Annotated in this window: 18 protein-coding genes, 1 pseudogene and 1 riboswitch; of the genes and pseudogenes, 9 read left to right on the top strand and 10 right to left on the bottom strand. The window is 59.7% G+C overall.

What is annotated here, in order from left to right; translation table 11 throughout:
* The first annotated feature begins 1 nt into the window (after position 1).
* The 3 genes from AC0C6X_RS17345 to AC0C6X_RS17335 all read left to right on the top strand — a co-directional run bounded on the left by AC0C6X_RS17345 (position 2) and on the right by AC0C6X_RS17335 (position 3,649).
* Positions 2-1,270 (top strand): KpsE/RkpR family capsule polysaccharide export protein, encoded by a 1,269-nt coding sequence (locus tag AC0C6X_RS17345; protein ID WP_472954281.1) that lies wholly within the window; start codon positions 2-4, stop codon positions 1,268-1,270.
* 11 nt (positions 1,271-1,281) lie between these two features.
* Positions 1,282-2,343 carry a hypothetical protein gene (locus AC0C6X_RS17340; RefSeq protein ID WP_472954279.1) on the top strand — a complete coding sequence of 354 codons (1,062 nt, stop codon included), beginning with the start codon at positions 1,282-1,284 and terminating at the stop codon, positions 2,341-2,343.
* Between the two features lie 115 nt (positions 2,344-2,458).
* Positions 2,459-3,649, top strand: a complete 1,191-nt coding sequence (locus AC0C6X_RS17335) for a KpsE/RkpR family capsule polysaccharide export protein (RefSeq protein WP_472954277.1) — start codon at positions 2,459-2,461, stop codon at positions 3,647-3,649.
* A gap of 41 nt (positions 3,650-3,690) precedes the next feature.
* On the opposite strand, the pseudogene AC0C6X_RS17330 reads toward AC0C6X_RS17335, so the two are convergent.
* Positions 3,691-3,864 (bottom strand): annotated as a pseudogene (locus tag AC0C6X_RS17330) (IS66 family transposase); the annotation flags it as partial.
* A 107-nt stretch (positions 3,865-3,971) separates the two neighbouring features.
* On the opposite strand from AC0C6X_RS17330, the gene AC0C6X_RS17325 reads away from it, so the two are divergent.
* Both AC0C6X_RS17325 and thiD read left to right on the top strand, forming a co-directional pair.
* Entirely contained in the window at positions 3,972-4,142 is a 171-nt protein-coding gene (locus tag AC0C6X_RS17325) for a transposase (protein ID WP_472954275.1), read from the top strand.
* A gap of 1,166 nt (positions 4,143-5,308) precedes the next feature.
* A riboswitch (TPP riboswitch) is annotated at positions 5,309-5,411 on the top strand.
* Between the two features lie 243 nt (positions 5,412-5,654).
* A complete protein-coding gene (gene thiD, locus AC0C6X_RS17320; RefSeq protein ID WP_472954273.1) occupies positions 5,655-6,464 on the top strand; it encodes a bifunctional hydroxymethylpyrimidine kinase/phosphomethylpyrimidine kinase in 810 nt (269 codons plus the stop codon).
* 157 nt (positions 6,465-6,621) lie between these two features.
* Here the strand turns inward: thiD and AC0C6X_RS17315 are convergent, their stop codons facing one another.
* From AC0C6X_RS17315 to AC0C6X_RS17275, 9 genes are all read right to left on the bottom strand, one after another.
* Positions 6,622-7,923: a glycosyltransferase family 4 protein gene (locus AC0C6X_RS17315; RefSeq protein WP_472954270.1), complete on the bottom strand. Its 1,302-nt coding sequence runs from the start codon at positions 7,921-7,923 to the stop codon at positions 6,622-6,624.
* Positions 7,920-10,139, bottom strand: coding sequence for a hypothetical protein (locus tag AC0C6X_RS17310; protein ID WP_472954268.1), 2,220 nt, complete (start codon positions 10,137-10,139; stop codon positions 7,920-7,922). The genes AC0C6X_RS17315 and AC0C6X_RS17310 overlap by 4 nt, the downstream gene beginning before the upstream one ends.
* A gap of 10 nt (positions 10,140-10,149) precedes the next feature.
* On the bottom strand, positions 10,150-10,881 hold the full coding sequence (locus tag AC0C6X_RS17305) for a hypothetical protein (RefSeq protein WP_472954266.1): 732 nt from the start codon (positions 10,879-10,881) through the stop codon (positions 10,150-10,152).
* A 113-nt stretch (positions 10,882-10,994) separates the two neighbouring features.
* The gene (locus tag AC0C6X_RS17300; protein ID WP_472954264.1) at positions 10,995-12,257 is read right to left on the bottom strand and encodes a glycosyltransferase family 4 protein; all 1,263 of its coding nucleotides are present in this window, start codon (positions 12,255-12,257) and stop codon (positions 10,995-10,997) included.
* Positions 12,254-13,099, bottom strand: coding sequence for a class I SAM-dependent methyltransferase (locus tag AC0C6X_RS17295; protein ID WP_472954263.1), 846 nt, complete (start codon positions 13,097-13,099; stop codon positions 12,254-12,256). The genes AC0C6X_RS17300 and AC0C6X_RS17295 overlap by 4 nt, the downstream gene beginning before the upstream one ends.
* On the bottom strand, positions 13,096-15,348 hold the full coding sequence (locus tag AC0C6X_RS17290; RefSeq protein WP_472954261.1) for a glycosyltransferase family 2 protein: 2,253 nt from the start codon (positions 15,346-15,348) through the stop codon (positions 13,096-13,098). Before AC0C6X_RS17290 ends, AC0C6X_RS17295 begins: the two co-directional genes overlap by 4 nt.
* Positions 15,349-15,414: 66 nt before the next feature.
* Positions 15,415-16,074 carry a calcium-binding protein gene (locus AC0C6X_RS17285; RefSeq protein ID WP_173518231.1) on the bottom strand — a complete coding sequence of 220 codons (660 nt, stop codon included), beginning with the start codon at positions 16,072-16,074 and terminating at the stop codon, positions 15,415-15,417.
* Positions 16,075-16,366: 292 nt separating this feature from the next.
* Positions 16,367-17,785, bottom strand: a complete 1,419-nt coding sequence (locus tag AC0C6X_RS17280; RefSeq protein ID WP_472954258.1) for an HlyD family type I secretion periplasmic adaptor subunit — start codon at positions 17,783-17,785, stop codon at positions 16,367-16,369.
* Positions 17,782-19,527 (bottom strand): type I secretion system permease/ATPase, encoded by a 1,746-nt coding sequence (locus AC0C6X_RS17275; RefSeq protein ID WP_247960461.1) that lies wholly within the window; start codon positions 19,525-19,527, stop codon positions 17,782-17,784. Before AC0C6X_RS17275 ends, AC0C6X_RS17280 begins: the two co-directional genes overlap by 4 nt.
* Before the next feature lie 232 nt (positions 19,528-19,759).
* Between AC0C6X_RS17275 and AC0C6X_RS17270 the strand changes: the two genes are divergently transcribed.
* The 4 genes from AC0C6X_RS17270 (at position 19,760) to AC0C6X_RS17255 (ending at position 25,948) form a co-directional block, all read left to right on the top strand.
* Complete coding sequence (locus AC0C6X_RS17270; RefSeq protein ID WP_472954449.1) at positions 19,760-20,332, top strand: MarR family transcriptional regulator; 573 nt, start codon at positions 19,760-19,762, stop codon at positions 20,330-20,332.
* 45 nt (positions 20,333-20,377) lie between these two features.
* A complete protein-coding gene (locus tag AC0C6X_RS17265) occupies positions 20,378-21,631 on the top strand; it encodes a glycosyltransferase family 4 protein (protein ID WP_472954256.1) in 1,254 nt (417 codons plus the stop codon).
* Between the two features lie 176 nt (positions 21,632-21,807).
* A complete protein-coding gene (locus AC0C6X_RS17260; protein WP_472954254.1) occupies positions 21,808-23,280 on the top strand; it encodes a DUF6212 domain-containing protein in 1,473 nt (490 codons plus the stop codon).
* Complete coding sequence (locus AC0C6X_RS17255) at positions 23,267-25,948, top strand: glycosyltransferase (protein WP_472954252.1); 2,682 nt, start codon at positions 23,267-23,269, stop codon at positions 25,946-25,948. Before AC0C6X_RS17260 ends, AC0C6X_RS17255 begins: the two co-directional genes overlap by 14 nt.
* Positions 25,949-25,965: the final 17 nt, after the last annotated feature.

Genomic DNA, 25,965 nt, shown 5'->3' with positions numbered 1-25,965 from the left:
AATGCCGATCGCTGCAAAAAATGAGAACGGCCAGCTGAAGCGTTTAAGCGTGCAGGAGCGATCAGAGGCGATATCTATCGAATTGCGTCGCGTCGCGAGAAAGGCTCGAACGCCGAGACCCGTCAGCAGTGGCGGTGGCGGGTTCAGGGCGCGACGCAGCGATAAAATCTTTCGCTTTTATCTGACTGGCAGCTTTGTGCTCCTCTTTGTTATACCGGCGGTACTTTCCATTCTATATTACTCCTTTATCGCTGCGGACCAATACGTGTCGGAAGCGCGGTTTGCGGTGAAATCGACTGACCGCAGTGGCGTTGACGCGCTTGCCGGTCTAACCTCCCTCTTTGGAGGGCAGTCTGGTGATGAGGCAATAATTGCGGAGTACATTCAGAGCCGCGCCATAATTGATGAGCTAAGCTCGAAGTTCGATTTGAGGCGTATTTTTAGGCCTGGAACCTACGACTATTTCGCAGAGCTTAAAGTCGCCGCAACCATGGAGGATCTCCTAGAGTATTGGGGGCGGCAGGTCAGCGTGACGATAGACCGATCCAGCGGCTTGATGACGTTGCGCGTGAAGGCGTTTTCTGCGGATGAGAGCTTCAGATTAGCAGCGGAAATAATTGTACGTTCAGAACGGATGGTCAACAAGCTGACCGGTCGGAACCAAAACAATGCGCTCGCCGAAGCGAGTGCCGAGCTGGAGCGTTCAAAGTCTACGTTGGTCGGAGCAGTTGTTGCTATGCGAGATGCCCGAAACGCGGCAGGAATAATTGATGCTGACACAAGCGCAAAAGCCCAATCGGAGATCCTTACTGCCCTTAGCCTCGAAGAGGCGAAGGTCAATGTTCAGATAGCCACCCTCACCAAGGGATCTGCTGAGGCCGGCCCCCAACTTACAGCGCTGAGGGCTAAATCTGCGTCGCTTCGGGAGGAAATTGATAGATATCAAAAAAGCCTTGCCAGCGAAGAATTCCCGCAGGGCGGTGGTGCAGGAGATTCGCTAGCCGATCGCACAGCAGTTCTAGCTCAGACTGCGTTGGAGCTTAAGATCGCGCAGTCAGATTACGCACGCGCTTCAACCGCCTATGAGCTTGCCCGCATGAATAATGAGAGACAAAGGTCTTATCTTCTTACCTACGTCCAGCCGAGGAAAGCGGAGGAAGCACTCTATCCAAAGCGTTTTTTGATGTCGGTCTCAATCTGTATGGTGGCATTTTTGGCGTGGGCGATCGCCGCTGGCGTTGGCCTCTTGGTGCGCGATCACACGGCGTGAGTGGGTGGAGTATGTATTTTCACATTGATCAGGATACTGGTGCATACATCAGCGGCTGGGTGATATGCGACAATCCTGGGGACACACCTGAGATATTAGTTAAGGTTCCTGGGCGAAAAGAGTTCGTTCTGACCGCAAACGTTTTTAGACCCGACCTACGCGATTTAGGTATGCATAGTACAGGTCAAGCCGGGTTTGTGGTCGATGAAAGACATGTGCCCCAGCTGCATGAACTCAACGACATCACTCTGATCGAATCAGAGACCGGCATAACGATATATAGGCGGTTTAACGCTAGCGATCATATCGAGCGAAAAGTTCTACTTGTCGATTCCAGCGCATTCCCGCAAATCGCGCTTGTTAGGCAACTTATGTCGTTCTTCACTCAATCGTATCCAGTATTAGAAAGGCTATCTCTCGAAACAATCACTGGGCTTCTTTCTTTAACAAACATCAGATCGGTATTCCTTTCCGGCTCGATGAATTGGATTCGCCACGGTGAAATCGCCAGGAATAACGGATTTGTGACCGCGGCGCTGCTTAGGGAGCCTTTCGCAGAACTGGCGGAAAAGCTGATATTTTTAGCCCACGCGACGAGACAGCCAGAGTCTGTTCGTGCCAGCCCGACAATCGCGAGGTTTGCTGACCTATTGCCGTATCTTGAGGAGATAAATTTTCGTGACTCTAGATCAATACTCTCCGCTTTACGCAGAATCCCTAATGAGGGGCGGAAGAAGCTGCAATCGCCAATGACAATGTTGTTCGGAACCGCGCCTGATGAGCGTGTTCAACGTCGCAATGTCAGTGTCGCACTCGACAACTTAGCCAAATTTAACGTTGTCGGCTTGCGGAGCCACTTTGACTTGTTTTGCGGAATGTTAAACGAGTATGTCGAGGCGCCAATCGCGTCGGGAACCGAGCTTAGTGGGTTTCCTGAAGCTGAAGAGCTCGCTGAGAGATTGAGGAACATCGGGATTGCTTCGGATTTGCTCGACGAGGACATCGCGCTTTACTCATTTGCAGTAGAGGCGATCGAGGCAAATTTGCAGAAATCGGAAAGCCATGGCAAGTGAGTAGCGGCGCATCTAAATGACGTTACAGATACCGAGAGACGAACCGAATAGCGTTCCCGCGAACGAAGGCCACGCAAGTAGGGGAACTGTGCGACGAAGTGAGTATTTCCGTTCGTTGAAGACACTTCCGCCAATTGTGAGAAGCTCGTTTCGATTTATTAAGACGAGTGCAGTTGATCAACGAACAGGTGCGAACCAACTTTTAATAAAAAGCTTCCTTTTGATGGTCGCGATGCCAGCGATCTTAACACTAGCTTACTATGGTCTGGTAGCCTCTGATATCTATGTTGCCGAAGCGAAGCTGAGTGTGCGAGAGGCATACGAGCCTAGCTATCAAGATTCGTTGGACGGCAGCAGTTCGGTTACATCCATAATTGGTAAGATCGGGATCGGAGGAGGAGCCGTAACATCGCAAGACTCGATGATCATCTTAGATTATTTGAAGAGTCGATCCGTGATCATTGATATTGGCGGTAAAGCGAAACTTAGGGAGATGTTTGGTAAGGCTAGCATTGACTGGTTCTCCCGATTGGACGCAGATGAGGATCTGGAGTCCATCTGGGCGTATTGGAAAAAGCACGTAATTACCTATGTGGACTCAACATCCAATATTCTGACGCTAAAAGTTCGGGGATACACGCCGGACGACGCATTTTGGTTGGCGAAGGAACTGACGAAGCAGAGTGAGGCTCTAATCAACACGATATCTCGACGAAATAGGAAGGACGCGCTTGATATTGCAGCGGGAGAAGTCGACCGTGCAATGGCCGAGTTGGCAGCGGCGAGAGCAGACATTCTGAGTTTTCAAAGACGGACCAACACGATTGATCCTCAAGACACAGCGAAGCAAATTCTCTCCTTAATTGCCGAACTTACAGTTAAAAAGATAGAGCTAGAAGGAGAGCTGAAAGCTCTTCAGTTATCAGGCGCAGCTAATAAGCCCGGAGAAAAGTACCGAAGAACTAACTTGGCTGCAATCGACAAGCAACTAGATGATTTACAAAAGTCTCTGACTAGCAAAGATTCAAGTGCGCTGTCCGATCACCTGAAAGACTACGAGTTGTTGAGATTGAAGGAGAAATTTGCGGAGCAACTGTACACAGCTGCTAGAAACAGTCTGGAAGAGGCTAGGCGAAAGTTGACGAACCAGCAGCTGTATGTCGTTGTAATTGTGCCCCCGCTCATCCCGGACTCTTCTATATATCCGAAACCTCTTCAAGAAGCTGCGGTTACCTTTCTCGCCTTGTTAGTTTTCTGGGCGATAGCTTGCTTGTTAGTTGCTACCGTCAGAGACAGCACAGTGTGAATTCAAGCCGAGAATATACGGCGCCTTTTATGGCGAGTATGCTGCACCATCTCCACGGCGATCGGCGAGATGACGGCCGGCTTCTTGCCCTGCGCTCGTCGGCGCGCGTTCGCTTCGACGTCGGCCGTCGCGTAGAAGGGCCGCCGCGCATGCACCCAGCAGGCTGCTTCTGTTATCGGGCCGGACCGTCGATCCGGAAGATAGAGCTTGGTGTAGCGTAAGCGTCCGGGGAGCGGATTTTGCTGAACGAGCCAGTTAGGCGATGTTCTGGCATTAGAACCAGCATTAGTGCTGACACTAATTCCAGATCTGAGAGGTTGGCATGGCTCGCATGGAGATCATTTCCGGCGTTGAGCGTAGGCGGCGATGGTCGAAAGAAACTAAGCTGAAGATATTGGCGGAAGCTGACCAGCCTGGCGTCCGCATTGGTGATGTAGCTCGCCGCCATGACATCTATCCCCCCTCCGAATATGAAAATCTACGTTTTCCCTGATAACATCGGCCTCGTTTCTGACCAACAATGTCATGATTAGTTTCATTTTTGCCCCACTATCTTTGCCCCAAATATATTAGAATTATTGAACTATCAATCTGAAGCTATGGGAACAAGTCGTTAGCTCGCGGAGGCGAAGTCGAGGCGAAGTTGCTAAACATTGGACAGTTACGCAAAAGCCGCCTCCCATGTCCGTGTCGCTGCTTGCCGCTTACCGGGAATCTCGCGCCGTCTGGATGGCGCCGATAACCGACGCAATGAAACATATCGTCGGACGCTCATCAATGAAGTGGCCGCCGATCGTGATGGTCGAACCCCTGGGCTCGTCTTCGTGATTCATTGGATCGGGCCCCACACCGAACTGCGCTGCCGAAGCTGTGCCGGGCCAAAGAAACGCGACGCCTGAAGACATTGTCGATACTGTGCGACAGCTCGATTATTGCCAATGATGAAAGTGAGTGCCGGTGACCGGGAACGGCACCGGCACCGGCATCGGTAAACACGGGAGCGGGTCAATCGCTCAGGTCATTTCGCAAGAATCCGGTCTTCAATTCCCAGTGACGGGGTCGGGTCGCGGCTTAATCTGGCCAGTGAGGCGATGTTGCTCGGAATCACGCCAAAGACGCGGCATGTGGCGGCCGAGGCCGGGAAATTGGGGGCACTCATCCGCTAGGCCCCAGAGATCTTCAGCCGTTAAAACTCGCGACACACGCATATCTGTTCCTCCGTCGCGCGGCAGAGACCTCAAGACCCCCACAGGATCGTATCCAGATCAGCAAAATCGGTGTTACGAAATAACGCCGATACAATGCGTGCTGCCTGGGTTGCGGCACACGGGATCTGGCTAAAATGCCCGCGTATCACCCGATCGCCAGACTGGAGAGCGCCGAGCGGCTTCGAGATCGACCATAGAGTTCGTCCGATCCACTTTTGAACTGGTATAGAGTTCAAACCAGAAGATGAGGGCGGCGCCGGTGCCCCGCCTTTCCAAGCCAAGGGCCTAGATTAGAGACAACGACGTGAGAGAAACTCTCGCTGAACGTCGAGCGGCTTCGCGGCAGCGCCGCCGACCATATTTGTCCCAGCTGTGGGCATTGGTTGGGAACACGATGACATAATGTTGATCGCCAATAATTGACATTACCTCCCACGCTCCCCTAGCATCCAATAATGCCGAGGGGCGCATCTGACGGTGCTGAGATGGCGGTGAGCCAGACCCTTGAACCTGAACCGGATCATACCGGCGTAGGAACGGCGGGGCCTCCATCGGCACATCAGCCGCGCCTGCGCCTTTCATCCGGATCTCCATCATTTGGTTTTGGAAAGATCGCTGATGCCTGCACGTAGTTTAGGATGTTGCGACGGAGAATTCCGGGAGCCGAGCCGGCCAGTAGCTACCCTCGATCATTCGGGTTCCTCGCTGGCAGCTGGAATGGGCGCGCGCCTTAGCACCCGGGTGCGAGCAGCCGTCCACATTGAGCGCACCACCTCTACCTGCCACGGAAGCTGGACATGACTGCTATCGCTGTCACTATTGCAGGATCGGATTCCGGTGGTGGTGCCGGTATCCAGGCGGATCTGAAGACGTTTTCGGCGCTCGGCGTCTATGGCGCCAGCGTGATTACTGCTGTCACGGCGCAGAACACCCGTGGGGTCACGGCCGTCGAGGATATCTCTCCGGCCGTCGTCACAGCTCAGATCGATGCGGTGTTTTCGGACCTCGCCGTTGGCGCGGTGAAGCTCGGCATGGTGTCCCGCCAGGAGACCATTACCGCGATCGTTTCCGGTTTGAAGAGGCACGGACAGATGGCCGTCATCGATCCCGTGATGGTCGCCACTTCAGGTGACGTATTGTTACGTCCGGATGCGATCGCGACGCTCAAGGAGGAGTTGCTGCCACTTGGGCTTATCGTGACGCCGAACCTGCCTGAAGCGGCGTTGTTGACAGGACGCGCGATTGCGCAGAACGAGACGGAGCTGGCGCGCCAGGCGGAGTTGCTCCTGAAGCTTGGTGCGCGCGCCGTGCTGATGAAAGGCGGGCATGCGAAGGGCGATGAAGCGGTGGATATCCTCTTTTGTGGCGACACCCTCTTGCGCCTGTCGCGCTCGCGGGTCGAGACAAGGAATGATCATGGCACCGGCTGCACACTGTCAGCCGCAATCGCGGCTGGTCTTGCCCGCCGGCAGACGCTTGAAGACGCGGTTGTAGCCGCCAAGACCTATCTGCACGAGGCGCTTGTTGCCGGAGCGGACTTGACGATCGGGCAGGGGCGGGGACCGGTCCATCACTTCCATCAGTGGTGGGGCCGAAGCGGCGATTAATCCCATTCCCGAAGCCGTGTGCCGGTTTCACCGTTCAAGTTCAGCTAAGAAAACCAAGTCATTCCATTGCGGATAAGCGATGGAATGACCTTCGAGGCGAGAAGTTCGTCGCTTGCGAGATGCGGACGCGCGACGGGGACGGCGCGCGCGTTTCGGTTCAGGCTACCGCAGCGCTGACGTGAGCCGGCTGCTCCGCCTTGAGCAGTTTCCGGTAGAGCGCGACATGTTCGCGGCCGCAGTCGACATGGCTCATCGGGCGCCTGAGGGTTGCCCGAAGATTGTCCCAGGATCGCGGTGTGCTCAGCACATCAAGCATCCGATCGGCAAGGTCTTGTGCGCTGCCGGCCCGGAAATGATAGCCGTCCAGGCGGTCGCGAACTTTCTCGGCCATGCCGCCGATATCCGAACACAGGATCGGTCGACCATGGTGCAGGGCTTCCTGAATGACGACCGGAGAATTCTCCCACCACACCGAGGGCATCACCACCCAGTCAACCGAACGCATCAGCCGCGGCATATCCTGGTTCTGGTAGGCACCATAGAAGCGGACGCGCCGGCCGGCGTCCTCGATCAGCTTCGCGACGCGCTCCTGATACCCGGTCGGCTGGCGTTCGAGGTTGCCGCCGAAGATCATCAGCGTGGAATCGTCACCCCAGATCTCCTCGGGCACGCGTGACACGGCGTCGATCAACACATGCACGCCTTTGAACGGGGTCATCTGCCCGAAATAGGCAAAGCGGTTGCGTCGTGCCGTCGGCGTTGGCAGTTCGCGTGCGGGGGTCTTTTCCCCCATGACGATGCCGTTTTCGATCACGAAGATCTTCTCGGCGGCGATGCCCCACTCGACATAGCGATTGGCGAGAAAGGCGCTCGGGGCGATGAAGGCGTCGGCAAGGTTCAGCATGCCCCGCACGAATTGCTCGCGGCGGACGAAGCGCGACACCGGGATTTCGGGGAAGCACGTGTGGCAGCTGATCGGCGAGGCGCCATTGCATAGCTGACCCGAGGGTCGCTTCACCATTTGTCCGTGGTTGTGACAGATCGGCAGATATTCGTGGAAGGTCACGACGATGCGCGCTTTTGGCAGAGCGTCACGCACCGCATAGAGCGCTTCCAGCCCAAAGCCCATGACATGGTGGAAGTGGACGATGTCCGGCTTGATGTCTCCCACGAAGCGCAAGAGGTCTCGGCGGATTGCGTCGGTATCGCCATTGGACAGGAAGAAATGATCAAAGTCCTCGGCATGGTAGAGCACCTCGTCCATCGCCAGGCGAAGGCTCATCAGCGCCGACGCGCCGTGGCGCGGCACGGGATGGCCGACACGGGCGAGGTAGATCGATTCGATGCCCGGCAGGCCGTTCAACGCCTTGTGCAATCCATGGGAGGCGATCTCGGCGCCGCCGAGCGAATGGGTCGGGTGGCCGTGCGAAACGACCAGCACGCGGAGTTTGTCACTCATGCCGAAACCTCATTGTGGGCCGTTCCTTCTGCTTCCACCGTCTGCATCCAGCGTCCACGGAACAGCGTCTGATCGACACGCTCCACGTACCTCGCCGTGGCTGGAGAAACGGCACCGGATGCCTCATCCGATCCGAGCATTTGCAAGGCGGGCAGCCAATAGGATTCGTAGCCCCTGCGGCTCAGCCCCAATGCAAGATCCAGCCCCTTGAGAGACGCGCCGAGATAGGTGGGCGAAACGCCGGTTTCATCGAGAAGTGCCGTGCGCGGCATGATGCAGCATTCGAGCGAGGCGGTCTGAACCCGCGTCAGCTTCAGGCGGTTCACGGCGCCGACCGGATAACCGGCATAGCGACTCGACTGAAGATGATCGGCACGGTCGAGCGAGGTGCTGCCGGCCCAGCGGATCGAATGATCCTCATAGGCAAGCGTCGGCGATATGATGCTTCCGCTCTTTGTCTCGTAGTTGGCAACGAGCGTCTGGTACCAACTGGGATTGGCGGGCGTCAGCGACGCTGACAGCAGGATGACGGTCTCATTGTCGATTGCCTGCGCCGCAGTCCGCGCCAGGTCGGTGGCGTCGCCCGAGCCATCGACGGACACCAGGCGCAGCGGCAAGCGATAAAATTCCGCATGCTGGCGAATACGGGCGGCGCGCCGGCGAAATTGCTCCGATTGAAGAACGAGCACGATCGGCGCCTGCCGCGTATGCGGATCGAGCGCCAGAAGACCCAACAGCGGGGCGAAATCCTCCTCGGCGTCTCCCACAGCGACAAGGATTGCCGCCCCCACGGCCTCACCGTACCGGCCTATGTCGATGACGGTTTCGACCGTTGGTGCGTCCGCGCGCGCAGCGCCAAGGAACGGGACGATCTGCCGATCGACGATATCGGGCAGGGCCCAGCTCGTCGGGTCGATGGCGTTCAGCAGCCGCAGCGCCGCATGTCTCGCCGATAGCCGCGTCGGGTGAAGCGGCATATAGGCGCGGCGGGAATCGCGCAGCGTCACTTCGAGGTGAAGCGGCGCTGCCGGATCGCCGACGAGGTCACCCGCGAAAGCGATGAAACCGTGCGAGCGGCGATGTCCGGATATTGCGCTCTTGAATTCCGGCCGGTCCGCGAAGGCATCTTCGACGTCCGGCCGTTCGGCGCGTGTCCATCTTCCATCAAGACGCGCCTCGGCGCGCCCCCGGCGCAGCCGAACGCTTTGCACATGATCGTCAGGGTCGAGCATCCAACCCGAGATCAGGAAGGTGCCTTCGTCGCCCTGGTAGAGCGCGTCGACGCCGAGCCGAACAGGAAGGGGGAGGCTTGAGATCGTTTCCGTGCCGTCGAAGCCGTTGGCCGCGTCGCGCAGGCGCAACAGCACCTGCGGCGCGCTTTGGCTCTGAAGCAGCATCGCACGAATATGTCCCGGCGTTTCGAGCGGCCCGGCTACGAGCTTGCGCTCGTGAACGGCCAGGTAGCGCCAGGCGCTGCGGCCGCGATAGAATATGCCCTGGATGTCGCGGGCGCGCGGCAGATCGCCCGCCGACAGCAGGCCAAGAAAGCCGACGGCGTCTTCCGGTGCGTCGTTGCGTGGGAAAACCGCAATGTTGCAATCGGCGACCGAGGTATTCTCGCCCCTGATGATGGCTCGGCAGACGCCGCCGGCCATGTCATACGCCCAGCCCTTGAGCGCGATCGCGTCGTCGTGGCTTTCGCCGAGCAGCTCGATATAGCCGTCTCTTGCGGTTCCCGCCTTGAGCAGGGGTGTGATTACCGCGAGCTTCCGCGGATCGAGCGGCGGCTTCATCAACACGTCCACCAAGCGGCCAAGCACGTGGACGACCTGCGGGCCGGCGAGCTCCTTCAGCATGGCGGCGACATCTCCGGTCGCCACGGTGCGCGGCGCAACGATGTAGCGTTTGCCGCCACCATCCTTTCCGAAACGCAGCGTTGTCGGCATGCTGCTTTCGCGATCGACTGGGATAAGCGCCGCGAATCCATGGGTGGCGGATCCTTGCGATGCGGCAAGCCGCCAGCCGATGATGGAGGCGATCGCCTGGATCGTCGTGTCTTCGTCGATCTCCACCGGCAACTGATCTGCCAATGGGCCACCGGCGCCGATCACCAGCAACAGCGTGTCATCGATCTGGCACACCACGACCCGTCCGCTACGCATGATACGGGCAAGCGGTGCAGGGTTCGGCGAAAGGGAAAGCTCCGAATTGGGCATGAGGCGCCCCTTAAGTCCGCAGAAGAAGCGTCAAGATCGCACCTGCGGTAAAGCCCGCAAGTACGAAGAGCAGCAGGAATGCCGGCTTCAAGTCGCCGTTCGAGCGTTGCTTCAAGGCATTGAGGTTCTTTTCCATGCCGGCGACGACGCCATCAAGGCGCATCAGGTGTACGTCGAGATCGGTCAATCGCTGGGTGATTTCCGAGCGCAGGCTCGCAACATCTTCGCTAACTGCTGCGAGCCCCGCAGCTTCGCCTTCCTCGCCATCGCCGAGCTTCTGCCGGATGGCCGAGCGCTGAGAGACCTGGAGTTGACGTTGTGCCGCCATCAGCACATCGAGCTTGTCGAGCACCTTGGCGAGCGGAGCGGCAATCAACGCCTCGGCCGCCTGTTCGTCGGGCTTTGGAACGCGAAGCGGCAGTTCACCACCTTTGTCCGTCGATGCCATGACAACCAGTTCGCCGGCGCGTGCACTTGCCAACTCGGGGAGCGCGATTTCAAAGGCGTGGTTGCCATCGCCGATCCCGTTTCGCTTGAGATCGGGCCGGTTGCGGTCGGCGAGCGCCTCGGCGATTACCTTGCCGTCCAAAAGCACGCGAATGGCAAGCCTTTTCTCGGGCGTCTCGGGATCAAAGGCCCAGCCGAAAACACGGCCCTGGTCGATCGCGTCCACGCGGCCCTTCAGGGGCTTGGCATTGTTTTGTTCCGGTGCGACATCCGGTTTGTCGGCTGCTACAGACATGGTCTTCCCCTAAAGCATTGCTAGCAAAAGTGCGGAGCGGTTTCGCGTCCGGAAATACGTATAAACAAAGAGATGGAGCGGTTTTCTATTGTTCCGTTTCAACTTGAGCCGCTCTAAGCCGCGGCGGTTCGTGCCGGCTCAATTGCGTCAATGAGCGCAAGATAGCGGCGTGCCGTGGCATCGATATCATCGGGTTTGCGGGCGTTCGCCGAAAGGCGGCGCCTGAGGTCAGGGTTCTCGGCAATACGGCGCATGGCAGCGGCGAGCGCGCGCGGGTCGTTGGGCGTAACGGTTAGGCCGCTCACGCCGTCCTGAACCATTTCGGCCATGCCGCCGATGTTGCTCGCGATCACGGGCTTGCGCTGGGATTGCGCTTCGCCGATCACGAGCGGCGCATTCTCCCACCAGATGGAAGGCACGATGGTGCAATCAACAGCGGCAATGAGGTCGGCAATATCCTCGCGCCTGTAGGCGCCGCGCTGCTGGACGGTCGGCGCCGTCTTCTTGAAGAGACGGGCGATCTCGTCCTTGAAACCATCGCTCTGGAACGGCGCGCCGCCGTGCACCCTGAGCTCGAAGCGGAGGCCCTCGTCGATCAGTTGCCGCGCAGCCTCGAGCAGGACGGTGGTGCCCTTCCAGGGATTGAGGTTGCCGAAGTAACCAAAGATCGGCCGGTCGTTTTCCTGCCGATCTTTCCGCGCCGGAACGTCCCGCCGTGGTAACCCATTCGCGATGACATCGATCTGTACCCCGTCGAGGCCCCAGTCGATAAATCTCTGCCGCAGGAAATGGCTCGGCGATACGAAGCGATCCACGGTGCGCAACAAGGCTTTCAGATGCTGCTCGCGAAGCACGAAGCGGTCGAGCGGGATATCCTTGAAACAGGCGTGACAGCGGTCGGGCGTCGACTTATGGCAAAGCTCCTTGCCGGTGGTACGCACCATCAGGCCGTCATGGTGGCATAGCGGATAGTAATCGTGCAGCGTCATCACGATGCGGCACTCGGGCAAGGTCCGGCGCACGATGTGCGGAAACTCGGCGCCGAGCAGCAGCAGATGGTGGATGTGGACCACGTCCGGCTGGAAATCGCGCAGAAGTTCGGTGAGATCGGGCACGACGCCGTAGAGGTCGATCTGGCTCATGAAGAAGCGGTCGAAATGACCGGACCACAACAGCACCTCGTCGCCCTCGGAGCCGATCGCCTGGAAGCTCGTGCCTGGGCGCACCTGCCGGTGGGTCTGGTTGGTGGCGCCGAGGAAGAGCACCTCATGGCCGGCGCGCTGATAGGCACGGAAGAGGTCGTGCGCGAAAATCTCCGTGCCGCCCGGATGGAGTGCCGGATGATTGTGCGCTGCGACCAGAATGCGCTTCTTCATCCGTTTGCACCCCGGCGTTCGGCAATGAAGACATCCTGGTAGTGACCGGCATCCTGCCCGCGCCAATGGCCGAGTGATTTCAGGATGGTTGAAAAGCCCGCCCGTTCGAGCGCCCGATCGAGAAAACCGTCATCGAAACCGACGGCGGCGAGCGGCGGCAGCCCCGGTACGAACCAGCAGGGGCCGTCGCCGCTACGATTGAAGCCGAGGCGCGGATCCCGCCTGCCATTTTCGTTCTTCGCGGCGACGCGATCGACCACAAATGCCGTCACGAAGAGCCGGCCGCCGGGCTTAAGCATCCGGCTGATCTCGCTGAAATAGACGAGCACTTCGTCCGGCGGTAGATGCGTGACGATCGACGTCATGATCGCGAAATCGAACGTTCGATCCGGATAGGGCAGCTTCAGCGCCTTGCCGTTGATCTTGCCCATGGGATTATAGAGCTCGTGGGCAATGTCGACGTGCTCGAACGTGAAGTTCGGGTAGACCGGCGTGACGGACTTGCGACACCAGGCGACACCGCCTTCGACCGGATCGACGCCGACGTAGCGGGCGCGATCAGGGTCGAGATACTGCGTCAATGGGACCGCCATCCGGCCAATGCCGCTGCCGATGTCGAGCACGGCGCTTTCCGGCTGCAAACCGCCCATGCGGATGAAATGACCGAGAAATTCGGCGCCAACCGCCCGGTAGTTGCCGTCTCCGACGAAGACGCTGTTGCTGTCGGGCTGCGGCAGGAAACGATTGGCGAGAACCGTTTGAAGCATCCCGTCAATACGGTCCTCGTTCGGCTGCCATGCCGTTTGCAGGCTGTCTGCGTGGCGAAGTGCGGGTTGGTTCATGCGGCGCTCCTGGCGGCAGACTTGAGACCGCTCGACGCTGCCGCCTCTTCGGCGCCGAGGTAAGCTGGCATCAGCGCACTGATGTCGTCGTTCCAGCGTTGGGTGTGCAGCCAGGCGTTGTACTGGCTCGCTACACCGCGCGTGTAATCCTGGCTGCGGCTGATCGATCGCCGCTCGAGATGGTAGAGACAGGCGGCCGGCTCGTAGACGATGTCAAAACCGGCCCGCCGGATCTTGAGGCAAAGATCGCTGTCTTCGTAATCACCGATCACGAAATCCTCGCAGTAGCCGCCGACGCGTTCCCATACTTCCCGGCGCATCACCTGGCAGGCGCCGGTGATGCCAGGCACGACGCGCGCTTGTTGCGCGGGCGCATAGGCACCGGGCATGCCCTTGTAGAAATGATGGTTCAGCCAGATGCCCTGCTTGTTGCGGCCGAAATAGAGACCCGCATGCTGCAGCGATCCGTCCTCGAAAAGGAGCTTTGGGCCGATCGCGCCGAGCGACTTCTGCTGGAGCACGGGAAGCGCGAGCGTCTCGAGCCAGCCCGGTCCGCAAGGCACGACATCCGAGTTCAGCATGACGACGACGGAACCGCGGGCATGACGTGCGCCGGCATTGCATGCACGGGCATAGCCGCCGTTGCGGTTCATCACCAGGAGCTTCATCGAGAGTCCGTGCAACAGGTGAAAGCCGCCGAGCAGATGTTCCGTTTCGTCGTGGATCTCGGGAGAATCCAGCACATAGATGATCTCGGCATTGGCGGCGACAAAGGGGTCGGTGGCGAGGCCGGAGAGCTGGAAACGCAGGAAATCGAGAACGCGGTAGAGCGGCACGACGATCGAGACCAGGGGCGCCTCCAGCATCGGACCGAAGTCCTTCGTCTGATCGACCCTGATTGTCTTTCCGAGCCTTTCCTCGACGTCCTTGAGCGCGGGCGCAAGGATCGTGCGAAAAGCCGCATCGACGGCATGCTGTGGCGGGACTGCCCTCAAGATGCGGTTGCGTTGTGTAACGGGATCGAAGGGCTGCGGTTTCGGTATGAGCGATTTGACGGCGCCGGAAGCAAGCCGCATCTGGAAGCGGGGCTGAAGCAGGGCGCCAAGCGGTTCGCGCATAGGCAACCAACTGACGAAGCCCGTTACATCGGTCTTCGAGCCTTCCTCCGCTCCGCGGGCCCAGCCCGGGAATTCATACCAGTTGCCGTCAAGCGGAAGCGCCGTGCCATCTTCCTGGAGATAGTCGATGCCAGCAAGCACGCCGGACGGGTCACGCGTCCAGCCGCCGACCAGCAACCCATCGGCAAGCGCAAGCGCCAGATCGATCTCTGCACCGGGATGAAGCGGGGATTTGCCGGCCTGGCGCGCCTGCAAGGGCGAACGAAGCTGCAAGTCGGTTGCAAGTGCCGTTCCACTTTCCGGCATTGTCGAGAGACACCTGACGACGAACTCCCGTAGCCCTGGAGCGGCGCCGTGCTCGGGCCACCACTCCTGCAGGCTTGGGCAGCGTGTACCGCGATCCGTCACCTCACGGATGGCAATCCCGCGCTTGCCCATGATCATTAGGGAGAGCGCCTGTGGCGCACGCGGCGTTTCGATGACGAAGTGGCAGCGGCGCCAGCCGCGCTCCGCCCGACCGGTGACGGCAAACTGTTGCGGCAACGGTAGGACTGCGTCCGCACTCAACGCATAAATCGCGCTGATCTCGCCGAATTCGGCGCTTATGGCCGTTTCCGCCAGATATCGGCCGTCGGCGAGCCGGCACGCAATCGCCGCAGGGCGCTGGCCAAGGTTCAGGGCGTGGATTGCGTCGTCGACAAGGCCGGTAAAGAACTCATCGCGGGAGAGCCTAAATGCGCTCCTCCAGACGGTGAGCAGGGTGTTGAGAAACTTGAAGCGTCCCTCCGGCAGAAGGCCAGCGAACTGGGCTGCCATATCGAGGAACGGAAGCCTGCCGGCCGGCTCGAGGACGACGGTCTGAAGGACATCGTGACCGACGGTGATTTCCGCAAGTTCACGTTCGTTTCCCGCCCGCATTGCCCAAAAAACACGTTGCCCGCCATCGGCGCGCGGAAGGGCCATGCTGACGAGGGGAATGAGAGGCCGGGATGCAGTGAGCGCGTATTTCGTTTTCGCCGGCAGCTCTGCAGGTGCGTCCCAGATCAACACAGCAACATCAAGGCTGAGCCTGAATGTTACAGCCGTCGTGAATTCCGCACTGAGGCCCCTGATACGGTCGTCTGCCGCCACGCGTTACTCCTGAAGGACGAAAAGGGAGGGCGCCCCACGGGAGGAAGTGGGGCGCGCCGGTCAATCTCAATGGATCGTGAAGTAGTGGTTCGGGTTGGCCTGGATGTCTTCGGCATCGGCATTGACGAGCGTCAGAGTGTCGCCATGGCCGAAATCGATCACCACGTTGCCGCCAACCTGGGTGACGCGCGATGCCAGATCTTCCGGAGAAGAGATGTCGAGACCGTTGATGTCCTTCGAAACCTGCAGCAGGTCTTCGCCGGGCGTGAAGTCGAGGATGACGTCGTTGCCGCCACCGCCGTCAAAGACGAACACATCGCTGCCTTCGCCGCCGGTCATGACGTCGTCGCCCTGGCCGCCGTTGATGATGTCGTTGTCGGCACCACCGAACAGGATGTCGCTACCGCGGCCACCCATGAGCAGGTCGCTGCCGCCGCCGCCAATGAGAATGTCGTTCCCATTGTCACCGTAGAGCAGGTCGTCACCCTGGCCGCCAAACAGGACATCGTTCCCGTTTTCGCCATGGAGAACATCGCTGCCCCAGCCGCCGAACAGAGTATCGCTGCCGTTACCACCGAACAGCAGATCATCACCTTCGTCACCGAAGATGGTGTCGTCGCCATTGCCTCCGTTCACGAAGTCATCACCGCTACGTGCATGGATGAAGTCGTCGAAGCGCGAGCCAAAAAGGGCGTCATCATACGCGCCGCCTTCCAACGTGGCCATATGCTACTCCTCTTAGTTGTTGCTTACGCCCATCACTGGTCTCAAACCTTGGATGAGCGTCGCGACATTGCACTGCAATAAAACAGAAGGCAACAGCAAAAACAAAAGAAATACGGACGTACTGTATTATTATTTTCTACCTAGGATGTATCTAGTGTGTCGTTTTGATGATTATCCCCACGATATAAGGGGTAAGTATCTTTGGTATTACTTGGAAATAAATTCAAAATTAGAAGCAAATTGCCGACGAAACTGAATTTCGCCGGCATCAGCTGTCTTTCGATTTCCTGGTTCAGTCTTCACGAAATGCCCGGTTCAGGCTGTCCGCAATCGGTGAGACCATATAGTCGATCGCCGAACGTGGCTTGTGGACGATCAGAACCTCGGCGGGCATGCCCGGATAGAGCCGAATGTCAGGGTTGGCGCTCAGCGACGAGGGCGCAATGCGGGCACGCGCCACGTAGTATGAGACATTCGATTTCTCATCCACCGACTGGTCGGCCGCCACATAGCTGATCTCGCCGTCAAGAGGCAGATGCGTGCGTTGGTTGTAGGCCGTCAGCCGGATCTGCGTCTTCGAACCGATACCGATGCTGTCGATGTCACGGGTGCCGACATGCATCTCGACGAGGAGCGGTTCGTCCTCAGGCACGATATCGAGCAGCGGCTGGCCGGCCGAGACGGCGCTACCCGGCGTGCGTAGCTGAATATTGGTGACGATCCCTGCCTGCGGCGAGCGGATATCGAGACGCGTCAGGACGTCCTTGGCGGCCACCAGTCGCTCTTCGACATCGGAAAGCTCAAGACGGGCCGTGGTGATTTCCCCGGCAATCTCCGACTGGAATTCATTCTCGATCCCGGTCAAACCGAGCTCGGCGCCGGCTTCCGCCTTCTCGGCTTGGGCCTTGTTGCCCGCAAGCTCGCCGCGGGTTGCGGCCAGTTCGCTGAGTTTGGCGTCGATCTCGATCAGCTTCGAGCGCTGCGCGTATTCTTTCTCGACCAGTGTCGCGATTGATGTGCGCTGTTCGCTAATCAGTTCGATCTGGCGATCGGTCGCGCGGAGCTGCTCCGCAAGCGATTTCGCTTTTTCGGAAAACTCCTCGATCGTCTTGCTCTGAACCTCCAGGCGGCCGGTTTTGGCTTCACGCCGCCGCTCGAAGAAGTTTGTCTCCGCTGTGATCGCATCCTCGGCCGTCGCATCAGATGTTGCGGTCAGGTCGTTCGGAAAGGCGATTGATTGCACTCCGGTCTGCTCCGCGCGCAGACGCGCAAGTTTTGCAATCAGGCCGATGCGACGACTTTGCAGCGCCTGAAGGTCAGAGCGTGCGCGCGTGTCCTCCAGCTTGAGCAACGGTTGCCCGGCCGCAACCCGATCCCCTTCCTGCACTAGGAGCCGGTTCAAGATACCGCCTTCGAAATGGCTGACGGTCTTGCGTTTCGAATCGACCACGATGGTGCCGCTTGCGACGGAAGCACTGCTGAGCTCCGTCGAGAAAGCCCAGCCGAAGAAGCCGCCAAAGGCGACGAGTATCGTCGTGAGCCCTGCAAGGACCACGCCGCGCAGCGGACGGGTGGCGCTGCCTTCCGCATCGACCTCCAGCCCGTGGAGCGGATGAGGCCGGTCGACGATGGCAGGCAGGTTCTCCGGGCCACGCGTTGTCACCGCGTTCTTTGCGGCCCGCGCGATCGGCAGTTTTGGCTTGTTCGTCATGCGGAAGCGCCTTCCCGTCTCGGTTCGCCAGGGGTCATGGATGCGACCACGTCGGTGCGCGGTCCAAACTGGGTGATGCGGCCGTTCTCGAGGACGAGCAGCTTGTCTGCCGCCTGCATGATGGTCGGCCGGTGGGCGATCATGATGACGATCGCGCCGTCGTTGCGGGCCTTTTCGATGGCGCGAATCAGCGCGCGCTCACCGATCGCGTCGAGGTTGGCGTTTGGCTCGTCGAGGACAATCAGGCGGGGGCGGTCATAAAGGCAGCGGGCAAGTGCTATTCGCTGCCGCTGACCGCCGGAAAGTGTCAGGTGGCCATCACCGACAGGTGTATCGTAGCCAAGCGGCAACCGGCCGATCATGTCGTGCACGTCGGCAAGGCGGGCGGCATCGAGCACCTTTTGCGGCTCGCCTTCCTCCATGCGCGAAATGTTATCGCGGATAGTCCCTTCGAGCAGCGAGACCGATTGCGGCAGGTAGCCCGTCATCTGTCCGAACGATGAGCGCTCCCAGAGATAGACGTTGTTGCCGTCGAGGAAGACGCCACCGGTGGTCGGCTTCAAGATGCCGACCAGAAGCCGCGCGAGCGTCGATTTTCCCGCAGCCGACGGGCCGACGATGCCAAGCACCTCGCCGGGAGAAAGCGTAAACCCGATTCCCTTGATGATCGGAACATCGAGGCCGGGGGCGGCATAAACCAGCTTGTCGACGACGAGATCACCCTGAGAACGCGGCTGCGGCATCGTCTGGCGTACGGCCAGATCTTCCTTGAGGGCCGCCTCGATGCGGCGCCAGCTGGCAATGGCGAGCACCCATTGGCGCCAGTTTTCGATCATCGAATCAAATGGGGCGAGCAGGCGCCCCGTCAGAATGGTTGTCGCCATCATCGCGCCGGGAGAAATCTCCTGCTTCATCACGAGGATAGAGCCCGTCGCCAGCGCCGCCGCCTGGATCATGAACCGCAGCGAGCGGGTGATGGACGCCATCGCCTTGCTTCGGCTGCCGCTGACTTCGAGCGCGTCCAGCGCATGCAGTTGCGCCGCACGCCAGCGGCGGGCGAGGGCCGGAAGCATGCCCATCGCCTCGATGGCTTCGGCATGCCGCAAGCTCGCACCAATTTTCGAGACGGCCTCGATATTGGCTTGATTGGCCTCTTTCATCAGCCGGCGAGTCAGCAAATCAGTCAGCAAACCGCAACATACGAGCAGGGCAATTGAAATGGCGCCAAGAAGGCCGAACATTGGATGCAGCGCGAAGAGCACGCCGAGAAAAATCGGCGACCAGGCGGCATCGAGCGGCGCACTGACGGCTGAGGTCGTGAGAAAGCTGCGCAACTCAGCCAGGTCCCGTAGCGACTGGGTCGCGCGGGTCAGCCCTTGATCGGCCGCCGCCTGCACGGCAGCCGTCAGCACTGGCAGGTTCAGCCAGCGCACGACCGCACTGCCCATCGCCTGAAATGTCAGCGCCCGGATATATTCGAGCACGCCATAGATGATGAGCGCGCCGACGACCAGAATCGTCAGCATGGTGAGCGTGTCCATGCTCTGGCTGTTGAGAACCCGGTCGTGGACCTGCATCATGTAAAGCGGCGTCGACAGCTGCAAGATGCCGATGCAGGCGCTCAGCACCGCTGCATAAATAAGTGCCAAAACGAACACGCGGCGCGCCTTCAAAATAAGCAGCCGTGGATCGTTTGCTCCATTTTGCGCCGTCTTTGGCCCAATTTGGTTCTTGCTAATCATATTGCCTCGTTTGCTGTCACGCGTGGCGATTTTCTGGATAAGTTCGTTGGGGTCTTGAGCAAGCTATTTTGTTTGTTATCACTTAAATCACAGTGTTGCCGTGATAAGTGTGACACAATAATGGTGGAATGCTCAAGATAATCGTATTCGGGGGGAGTAAAGGGGGCCGGAAATTGCTTCAAAATTTGAAGCAATTTTTGAATATTGTAGTAATGCTTAGTTGGAGAGAGGGATGAATCAAAAGATTCTCTATCCGTTCGCAGATTTTGGCGGCGCTGTTGCCATCCGCCCCGGGGATGACGCAGTTGGTAGTGCCCCTGAACACGAAAATATTGGCCAGGAGAGTGAAGCCTCCGTGGTCACGTATTTCGAGCTGGCGCGGATGATGGAGCGAGCAAGCAGACGCTTTACCGGGCTGTTGCGCGCCGAGCTGACGAAGCTTGGCGTCGACGACATCGGTCCGGCGCAAGCCATGGTCTTGCTCGCGATCGGCGATGCCGAAGTGTCCGTGGCTGAGCTTTTGGATCGCGGCCACTATGTCGGTTCCAACGTTTCCTACTATCTGAAGCAGCTCGGCGATGGGGAATATATCGATCGGGCCGCATCGCAGCGCGACCGGCGTTCGGCGCGCATCCGGCTTTCGGAGAAGGGCAGGCAGCTCTGCGATTCGCTCAGGAAAGCCGCCGGCGCCTATGAGCGGGTGCTCAGCCACGGCGAGCAGGACCGACGCAATCTCGAAACCGCATTTCAAACGCTGCACCGGCTTGAGCTGGTTTGGGGGAATGCAACGCGCTACGGCATCTGAGCCGCGGCGCGAACGCTGTCCTTTCATCGGCAAAAGGCTAGGAACATGCACGTAGCATTTGTACACCGGCGCGGCTTCTGCCAGTTCGCCGCTCTCGTGGCCCATTTGGCGCAGACGGGAAACGAGGTAACCCTCGTGACGGAAACCGTGGACCAGCGGATTCCGTCCACAAGGGTCATCCGCCACAGGGCCGAGCCGGGCCCGCAGGCCAATGCGCAAATGGCAAGGCATCTGGGTGTCCCGGATCATCACGTCCGGATAGGTCACCGGGTCGCAGAGACCTTCGAGGCGATGGCGAAGCAGGGCCAGGTGCCTGATGTCATCGTCGGGCACACCGGCTGGGGCGGCATGATGTTCGTCAAGGACGTGCTGCCGAACGTTCCAGCACTCGGCTATTGCGAATTCTTCTATCGCGCCGACGGGGCGGACATCGGTTTTGCCCCCGGCGACCAGCCCGATTCGGACACGCGAAAGCGGCTGCGCCTGCGCAACATGGCGCAGCTTCTGTCGCTGGAAGCAATCGATGGCGGCATCAGCCCCACCCATTGGCAGAGAAGCCTCTATCCGGCCGAGCACCGGGGACGCATCGCCGTCTGCCATGAGGGAGTGGATACGCGCGTCTTCCGCCCGGATGCATCAGCCTCCCTCAAGCTTCCGGATGGGCGGGTGCTGAAGGCCGGCGACCCGCCGATTGTCACCTTCGTCGCCCGTGATCTCGAACCTTATCGCGGTTTTCCACAGGCGCTTGCCGCGGCTGCGAAAGTCGCGCGGGAACACCCCGATGCGCTCTTCGTGTTCGTCGGGGGCGACGGCGTCAGCTACGGCGCTCCTCCACCGGGCGGAGGCTCCTGGAAGGATTATCTCCTCCAGTCCCTGGATGTGCCGGCCGACAGGTTCCTGTTTCCTGGCACAGTACCGCATGCCGTGTTGCGGCAACTCTTCCAGATTTCTGCGGCTCACATCTACCTGACCTATCCCTTTGTCCTTTCCTGGTCGGTGCTGGAGGCCATGGCCTGCGGCGCACTGGTCATTGGGTCGGATACCGCCCCCATGCAGGAAGTGGTGAGTTCCGGTCGCAACGGCATGCTCGTGCCGTTCTTCGATACCGACGCGCTCGCGAGTGTCGTATCCGAAGCGTTGCGGCATCCGGAAAAGTATACCGAGATGCGTGCGGCCGCCCGTCGGACGATCGAGCAGCGGTTCCGGCTGGGTGATTGCATCGCCCGACAGATGATGTTGCTGGATAAGGCAACAGGCAATGCCTCGCCCTCTAATATTTCACTGGTTTCATCTGCATAATACTTCAAAATCCGAAGTATTATTTCATGAGAAACACAAATATAACTTATTGTGCACTGCAAATAACCTTGGTATGATTTTCGTAGAAGCTTGAATTCGCCGACTTATTTCGTCTCGGCGAATTCAACTTCAGAGGGAAGTTGTTTATTTTTTGAAGGTGGCGCGTGCAAGAGTTGATGTCTTCTGGCGTGAGGTATTCGCAGGCGAAGCGAAAGCTGGTGGTGGCATCGGATCACGACAGGGCGAGTGTCGAGGGGAGCGGCATCGAGCATCTGGTCCATTTCCTTCCTGCGGGGGATCGGGAGAAAACCACTCTCGAAAACGTATTCCCGCTGATCGGGCTCGCCTTCTCGAAAGAGGGGGAGGAGGACCTTACGGAGCGGCTCATCTCCTTGCGTGCGCTGGGCACCGTGCCGGAATTCCCGGTCAAGCGGTTGAGTGCACACACGGCGACGGAAAGTGCCGCCCTCATTCAGGCGCTCGTCGATGGCGGTGTCGGGCGTCTTGCGCGATTTTCGAGTGCAATTACCTCGGAACTCGCGCTGTTGCGCCGTGAGCGCGAAACGCTGCTGGAAAACTACCGTGCGCTCGAAGATGCCTTCCAGGCCCGCAACTGGGAGCCGGTCACCGAGGTCTTTGCGCACGATCCCTATGTCGACCCCAAGGATGAGGGGATCGGCCATCTGATCGCCAATGCCTTCGTCGAACAGCTCTTGCCGGTTTCCAGCCATGGTGTGGCTGGCATTGCGCTTCATTTCAATTCGGTCCCACGTGACGGCGGCGAACTGGTCGTTGTCCTGAGCTATGTTGAAAGCGGCGAAGGTGTCGCCGAATGGTCCGTGCCGTTTTCGCAACTGGTGCCAACGTGGAATTTCTTCGCCCTGCCGCGCACCTGCGGCGGCGGCGCAAGAACCTTACGGGTGAGGGTGTCGACCACCGGCTCGGAAACCATCGGCCTTTCGCTCGGTTACCCCATTGCCAGCGAGCATTACACGGCACGCTCTGAGACGCGTCATGCCGACCTCGATCTGCGGCCGCTCGCGTTTCGCATCTATACGGGCCTTCCCGGCGTCAAGCCGGCACGCATGCCCAACATGATCGCGCCAACGGCGCTGCTCGACGGTCACTTCATCGAGGACTATCGGCTGTCGGTGGATCTCTTGAGCCAGATCGTCGATGTTTCCGTCACTCCGGTGGTTCCGGAATTCCAGACGGTACGCTTCCTCGAGCACGACAACGCGGTCGTCTGCCATCCGCTGGCGAGCGGGGTGTCGGCCGGTGCAATCGGTCGCGCTATCGAGCCTGGAACCATATCGTTTTCCGCAAGCGCCATCGTCGATCATCCAAAGGGCGCCCCTGCCGCCGTCAGCTTCCTGCTTGCGCCCGCCAATTCGAACGCGCGCTCGGAAGTGGCCGAGCTCGCCCGCAAGGGTTCCGCCAAGCCTTCGGCCTTCTTCAGTGGCTGGCGCGAGGTGACGAACCAACAGCCGATCAACATCAATTTCCAACTGGACGAGCCGGTGCGCCAGCCCATGGATCTGATGATCCTCAGCCGTGCGGTCACCGACTCCGTCGATTTTTCCTGGCTCAAGGTGTCGGGCTTCCGGATGGTGAAGCAATCGGGTGGTGCGTCTCATGTCCAGCAATAGCGATCCCCGCGACCTTATCGCGATTGCCATGCCGCTTTACGGGCACGCGGCACTGGCGCTCGAGGCAATCGAATCCGCATTGGCTTCGGTGCTTTCAGATTGCCGGATCGCCATCGTCGTCTCCGTCGACGGCGATCCGCGGCACGAAACCTTCGATCAGTTGCTGTTGTTTTCTGCAGCTCATCCCGACATCCATGTGGTCTTTGGCCGCAATGCGGGGCCGGGTGGCGCGCGCAATCGGGCCATCGACTATGTGCTCGAAAACCTGTCCGAAGCGAAGGCCGTCTATTTTCTCGATGCCGACAACCGGATTTTGCCGGGCACGATCGAAACCCTTTACCGGCAACTGCGTGAGAGCGGCGCCGGCTGGGTCTACACCAACATCGATACCTTCTCGGTTAGCTGGCGAGCGCACTACGGCAACCACTATTCCAGACTGGTTCACTGCATCACCGACAACATCTGTGACACAGGCTCGATGATCTCCATCGATGTCTTCCGGGAGGGTGTTCGTTTCAACGACGACCGGCAGAACGGTTTCGAAGACTGGGAATTCTGGCTTTCCTGTGTCGAGCACGGATTCGTTGGTACGCCCTGCCACGAGACGACCTTCGAATACCGGCTGCGCGCGGAAAGCCGCTTCAAGGAAGCCAACCGCGACCGTGCGATGTCCGTCAGCTTCCTCAGAAAGCGTCACAGAGCGCTCTTCCAGCGGCCGATGCTCGTCGACTTCGAACACGAGGAATGCCCGCGCTATCTCTTCGCCCGCACCGAAGACGCGGCAATCTCATTCTTCACCGACCCGACCAAGCAGCCGAAGCGGCTGCGCCTCGATGACATCATTCCGGCCTTCTGGGCAAACACAGGCGAACCGGACAACGTGCACTTTCCGCCCTTCGTGATGGCTGGCAGCGGCGCGACGATCGATCTGCTCCTGCGCTCGCGCATGTTGCCGAACGTGCTGTGCCATCTCGAGCGCCTGAGCGAAAAGGCCAACGTCGTCTTCGTCCATCTCGGCAACGACGCAACTCAGCGCAAGATCGAGCCGACCTTCCGCGATGCCGGAACCGAGCATGTCGGCCAGCCGGATCTCATCTTCATTTCGACGGCGCTTCTGCGCGACGTCATCCGCAACAACGCGCTCGACTGGTTCGCCTCGATCGGCAGCCAGCAGGTCTGGCCGACGTCGGCGGTTCTCAATGTGCGGTTCCCGTTCCCGCGGGCTCTGCCGCGCCGGACGCTGATCACGCCGCAACAGGTGATGATCAACTGCGTCAACGCAATCGCCACGAGCCCGCTGCGTCGCACGGCCGGCCGCCGCTGGACCTGGCGGCCGCCACGCCTCATGCCCTATTCCGATCTGCACAAGGCCTTGCGCAGCGAAATCGGCGGTTCGCCGGTGCTGCCGCTCGGGCACAGCGAAGCCGGAAAGAAGACGGCGGCTCTGCTCGTGCCGAACGCCTCCTTCGGCGGTGCTGAGAAAGTGATCTATGCTGCCTCCCGCGAACTGCGCGCCGCCGGCTACGAGACGCATCTGTTCGTGCTCGGTACCAGCCGAATGGACGTGATCGACGAATTCGATGCGAGCTTCGACTACGTTCATTTCTGGGATCAGGGCATTCCGGCCTGGGGCGGCTCCGGTTCCTTCCTTGGACAGGACTTCATTGCTGAACATCATGAGGTCGACTGGGGCGCACTGAAGGGCCAGCTTTCGGGCTTCGACCTCGTCATCAACAACCACGTCATGGCGATGCACCCGCTGATCGCCCGCCTGCGTTCCGAAGGCACGCGCACGGCCTGCTATCTGCACGTCGTCGACAACACGCCGTTCAAGCGCCCGGCCGGGCAGCCTTTCGCAGCGATCGCGCATGAGCATTGCTATGACGCGTTCCTGACCTGCTCGGAACAGCTGAAGTTCTATCTGCATAGCTTCGGCGTGCCGCTTGAGAAGATCTTTGCGGTTCCGAACGGCGCGAGCTTCTCGGTCCCGCCCAAGGTGCTTGCGGAGGTGCTGCAGGTGCGGCGGATCGAACGCAAGGACGATCGGTTGCGGCTGCTTTACATGGGCCGCCTCGACCAGCAGAAGGGCATCGACCGGCTTGCCGCGACGATTGCGGAACTGCGCGCAGCTCATGTGCCGTTCGACGCGCGCGCAATCGGGGGCGAGATCCTGGCCGACGCCAGCTTCTCTTGGACGGACCGGCTCAAGGAGCTTGGCGTTGACGTCCGTCCGCCGGTCTTTGCCAGCCGGGATCTCATCAAGGCGCTCGGCTGGGCCGACGTGCTGGTCATGCCGTCGCGCTGGGAAGGTGCGCCCTTGATGATCGCGGAAGCACAGCAGCTTGGCTGCGTTCCGATCGCGACCGCCGTCGGTGCGGTGGACGAGCTCATCGTCGATCGCGAGGACGGTATCCTGATCGACGCTCCTTCCGATCCGCAGGTGGTCCGAGACATGGTCAAGGCAATCACCGAGGTTGCCCGCGACCGCAACCTGCTTGCCCCCATCATGGAAGGCTGCCTCAGAACGGCGGCGCGACGCGCCTGGCCCAATTCCTTCGCGGAATTCCTTAGCTGGTGCGACGGCGCCGTGAGCAACTCATCTCTTTCGCGCGCCAAGGTCATCCGTGCGCGTGAGACAACCAATACCGGCGTCGCAGCAGCAGTTTGAGCGCGCCGGGCGACTAT

This window comes from Ensifer sp. VA4, assembly GCF_055710065.1.
Note: the sequence above shows the minus strand (reverse complement) of the source record. Positions and strands in the feature narration are given on the sequence as shown.

What these genes read in the sequence shown, in the direction of transcription:
- AC0C6X_RS17295 (WP_472954263.1), bottom strand. Translation starts at nt 13,099, where the DNA reads ATGAACCAACCCGCACTTCGCCACGCAGACAGCCTGCAAACGGCATGG.
- AC0C6X_RS17255 (WP_472954252.1), top strand. Translation starts at nt 23,267, where the DNA reads ATGTCCAGCAATAGCGATCCCCGCGACCTTATCGCGATTGCCATGCCG.
- AC0C6X_RS17270 (WP_472954449.1), top strand. Translation starts at nt 19,760, where the DNA reads ATGAATCAAAAGATTCTCTATCCGTTCGCAGATTTTGGCGGCGCTGTT.
- AC0C6X_RS17280 (WP_472954258.1), bottom strand. Translation starts at nt 17,785, where the DNA reads ATGACGAACAAGCCAAAACTGCCGATCGCGCGGGCCGCAAAGAACGCG.
- AC0C6X_RS17340 (WP_472954279.1), top strand. Translation starts at nt 1,282, where the DNA reads ATGTATTTTCACATTGATCAGGATACTGGTGCATACATCAGCGGCTGG.
- AC0C6X_RS17265 (WP_472954256.1), top strand. Translation starts at nt 20,378, where the DNA reads ATGCACGTAGCATTTGTACACCGGCGCGGCTTCTGCCAGTTCGCCGCT.
- AC0C6X_RS17275 (WP_247960461.1), bottom strand. Translation starts at nt 19,527, where the DNA reads ATGATTAGCAAGAACCAAATTGGGCCAAAGACGGCGCAAAATGGAGCA.
- AC0C6X_RS17325 (WP_472954275.1), top strand. Translation starts at nt 3,972, where the DNA reads ATGGCTCGCATGGAGATCATTTCCGGCGTTGAGCGTAGGCGGCGATGG.
- AC0C6X_RS17300 (WP_472954264.1), bottom strand. Translation starts at nt 12,257, where the DNA reads ATGAAGAAGCGCATTCTGGTCGCAGCGCACAATCATCCGGCACTCCAT.
- thiD (WP_472954273.1), top strand. Translation starts at nt 5,655, where the DNA reads ATGACTGCTATCGCTGTCACTATTGCAGGATCGGATTCCGGTGGTGGT.
- AC0C6X_RS17310 (WP_472954268.1), bottom strand. Translation starts at nt 10,139, where the DNA reads ATGCCCAATTCGGAGCTTTCCCTTTCGCCGAACCCTGCACCGCTTGCC.
- AC0C6X_RS17285 (WP_173518231.1), bottom strand. Translation starts at nt 16,074, where the DNA reads ATGGCCACGTTGGAAGGCGGCGCGTATGATGACGCCCTTTTTGGCTCG.
- AC0C6X_RS17345 (WP_472954281.1), top strand. Translation starts at nt 2, where the DNA reads ATGCCGATCGCTGCAAAAAATGAGAACGGCCAGCTGAAGCGTTTAAGC.
- AC0C6X_RS17305 (WP_472954266.1), bottom strand. Translation starts at nt 10,881, where the DNA reads ATGTCTGTAGCAGCCGACAAACCGGATGTCGCACCGGAACAAAACAAT.
- AC0C6X_RS17260 (WP_472954254.1), top strand. Translation starts at nt 21,808, where the DNA reads ATGTCTTCTGGCGTGAGGTATTCGCAGGCGAAGCGAAAGCTGGTGGTG.
- AC0C6X_RS17315 (WP_472954270.1), bottom strand. Translation starts at nt 7,923, where the DNA reads ATGAGTGACAAACTCCGCGTGCTGGTCGTTTCGCACGGCCACCCGACC.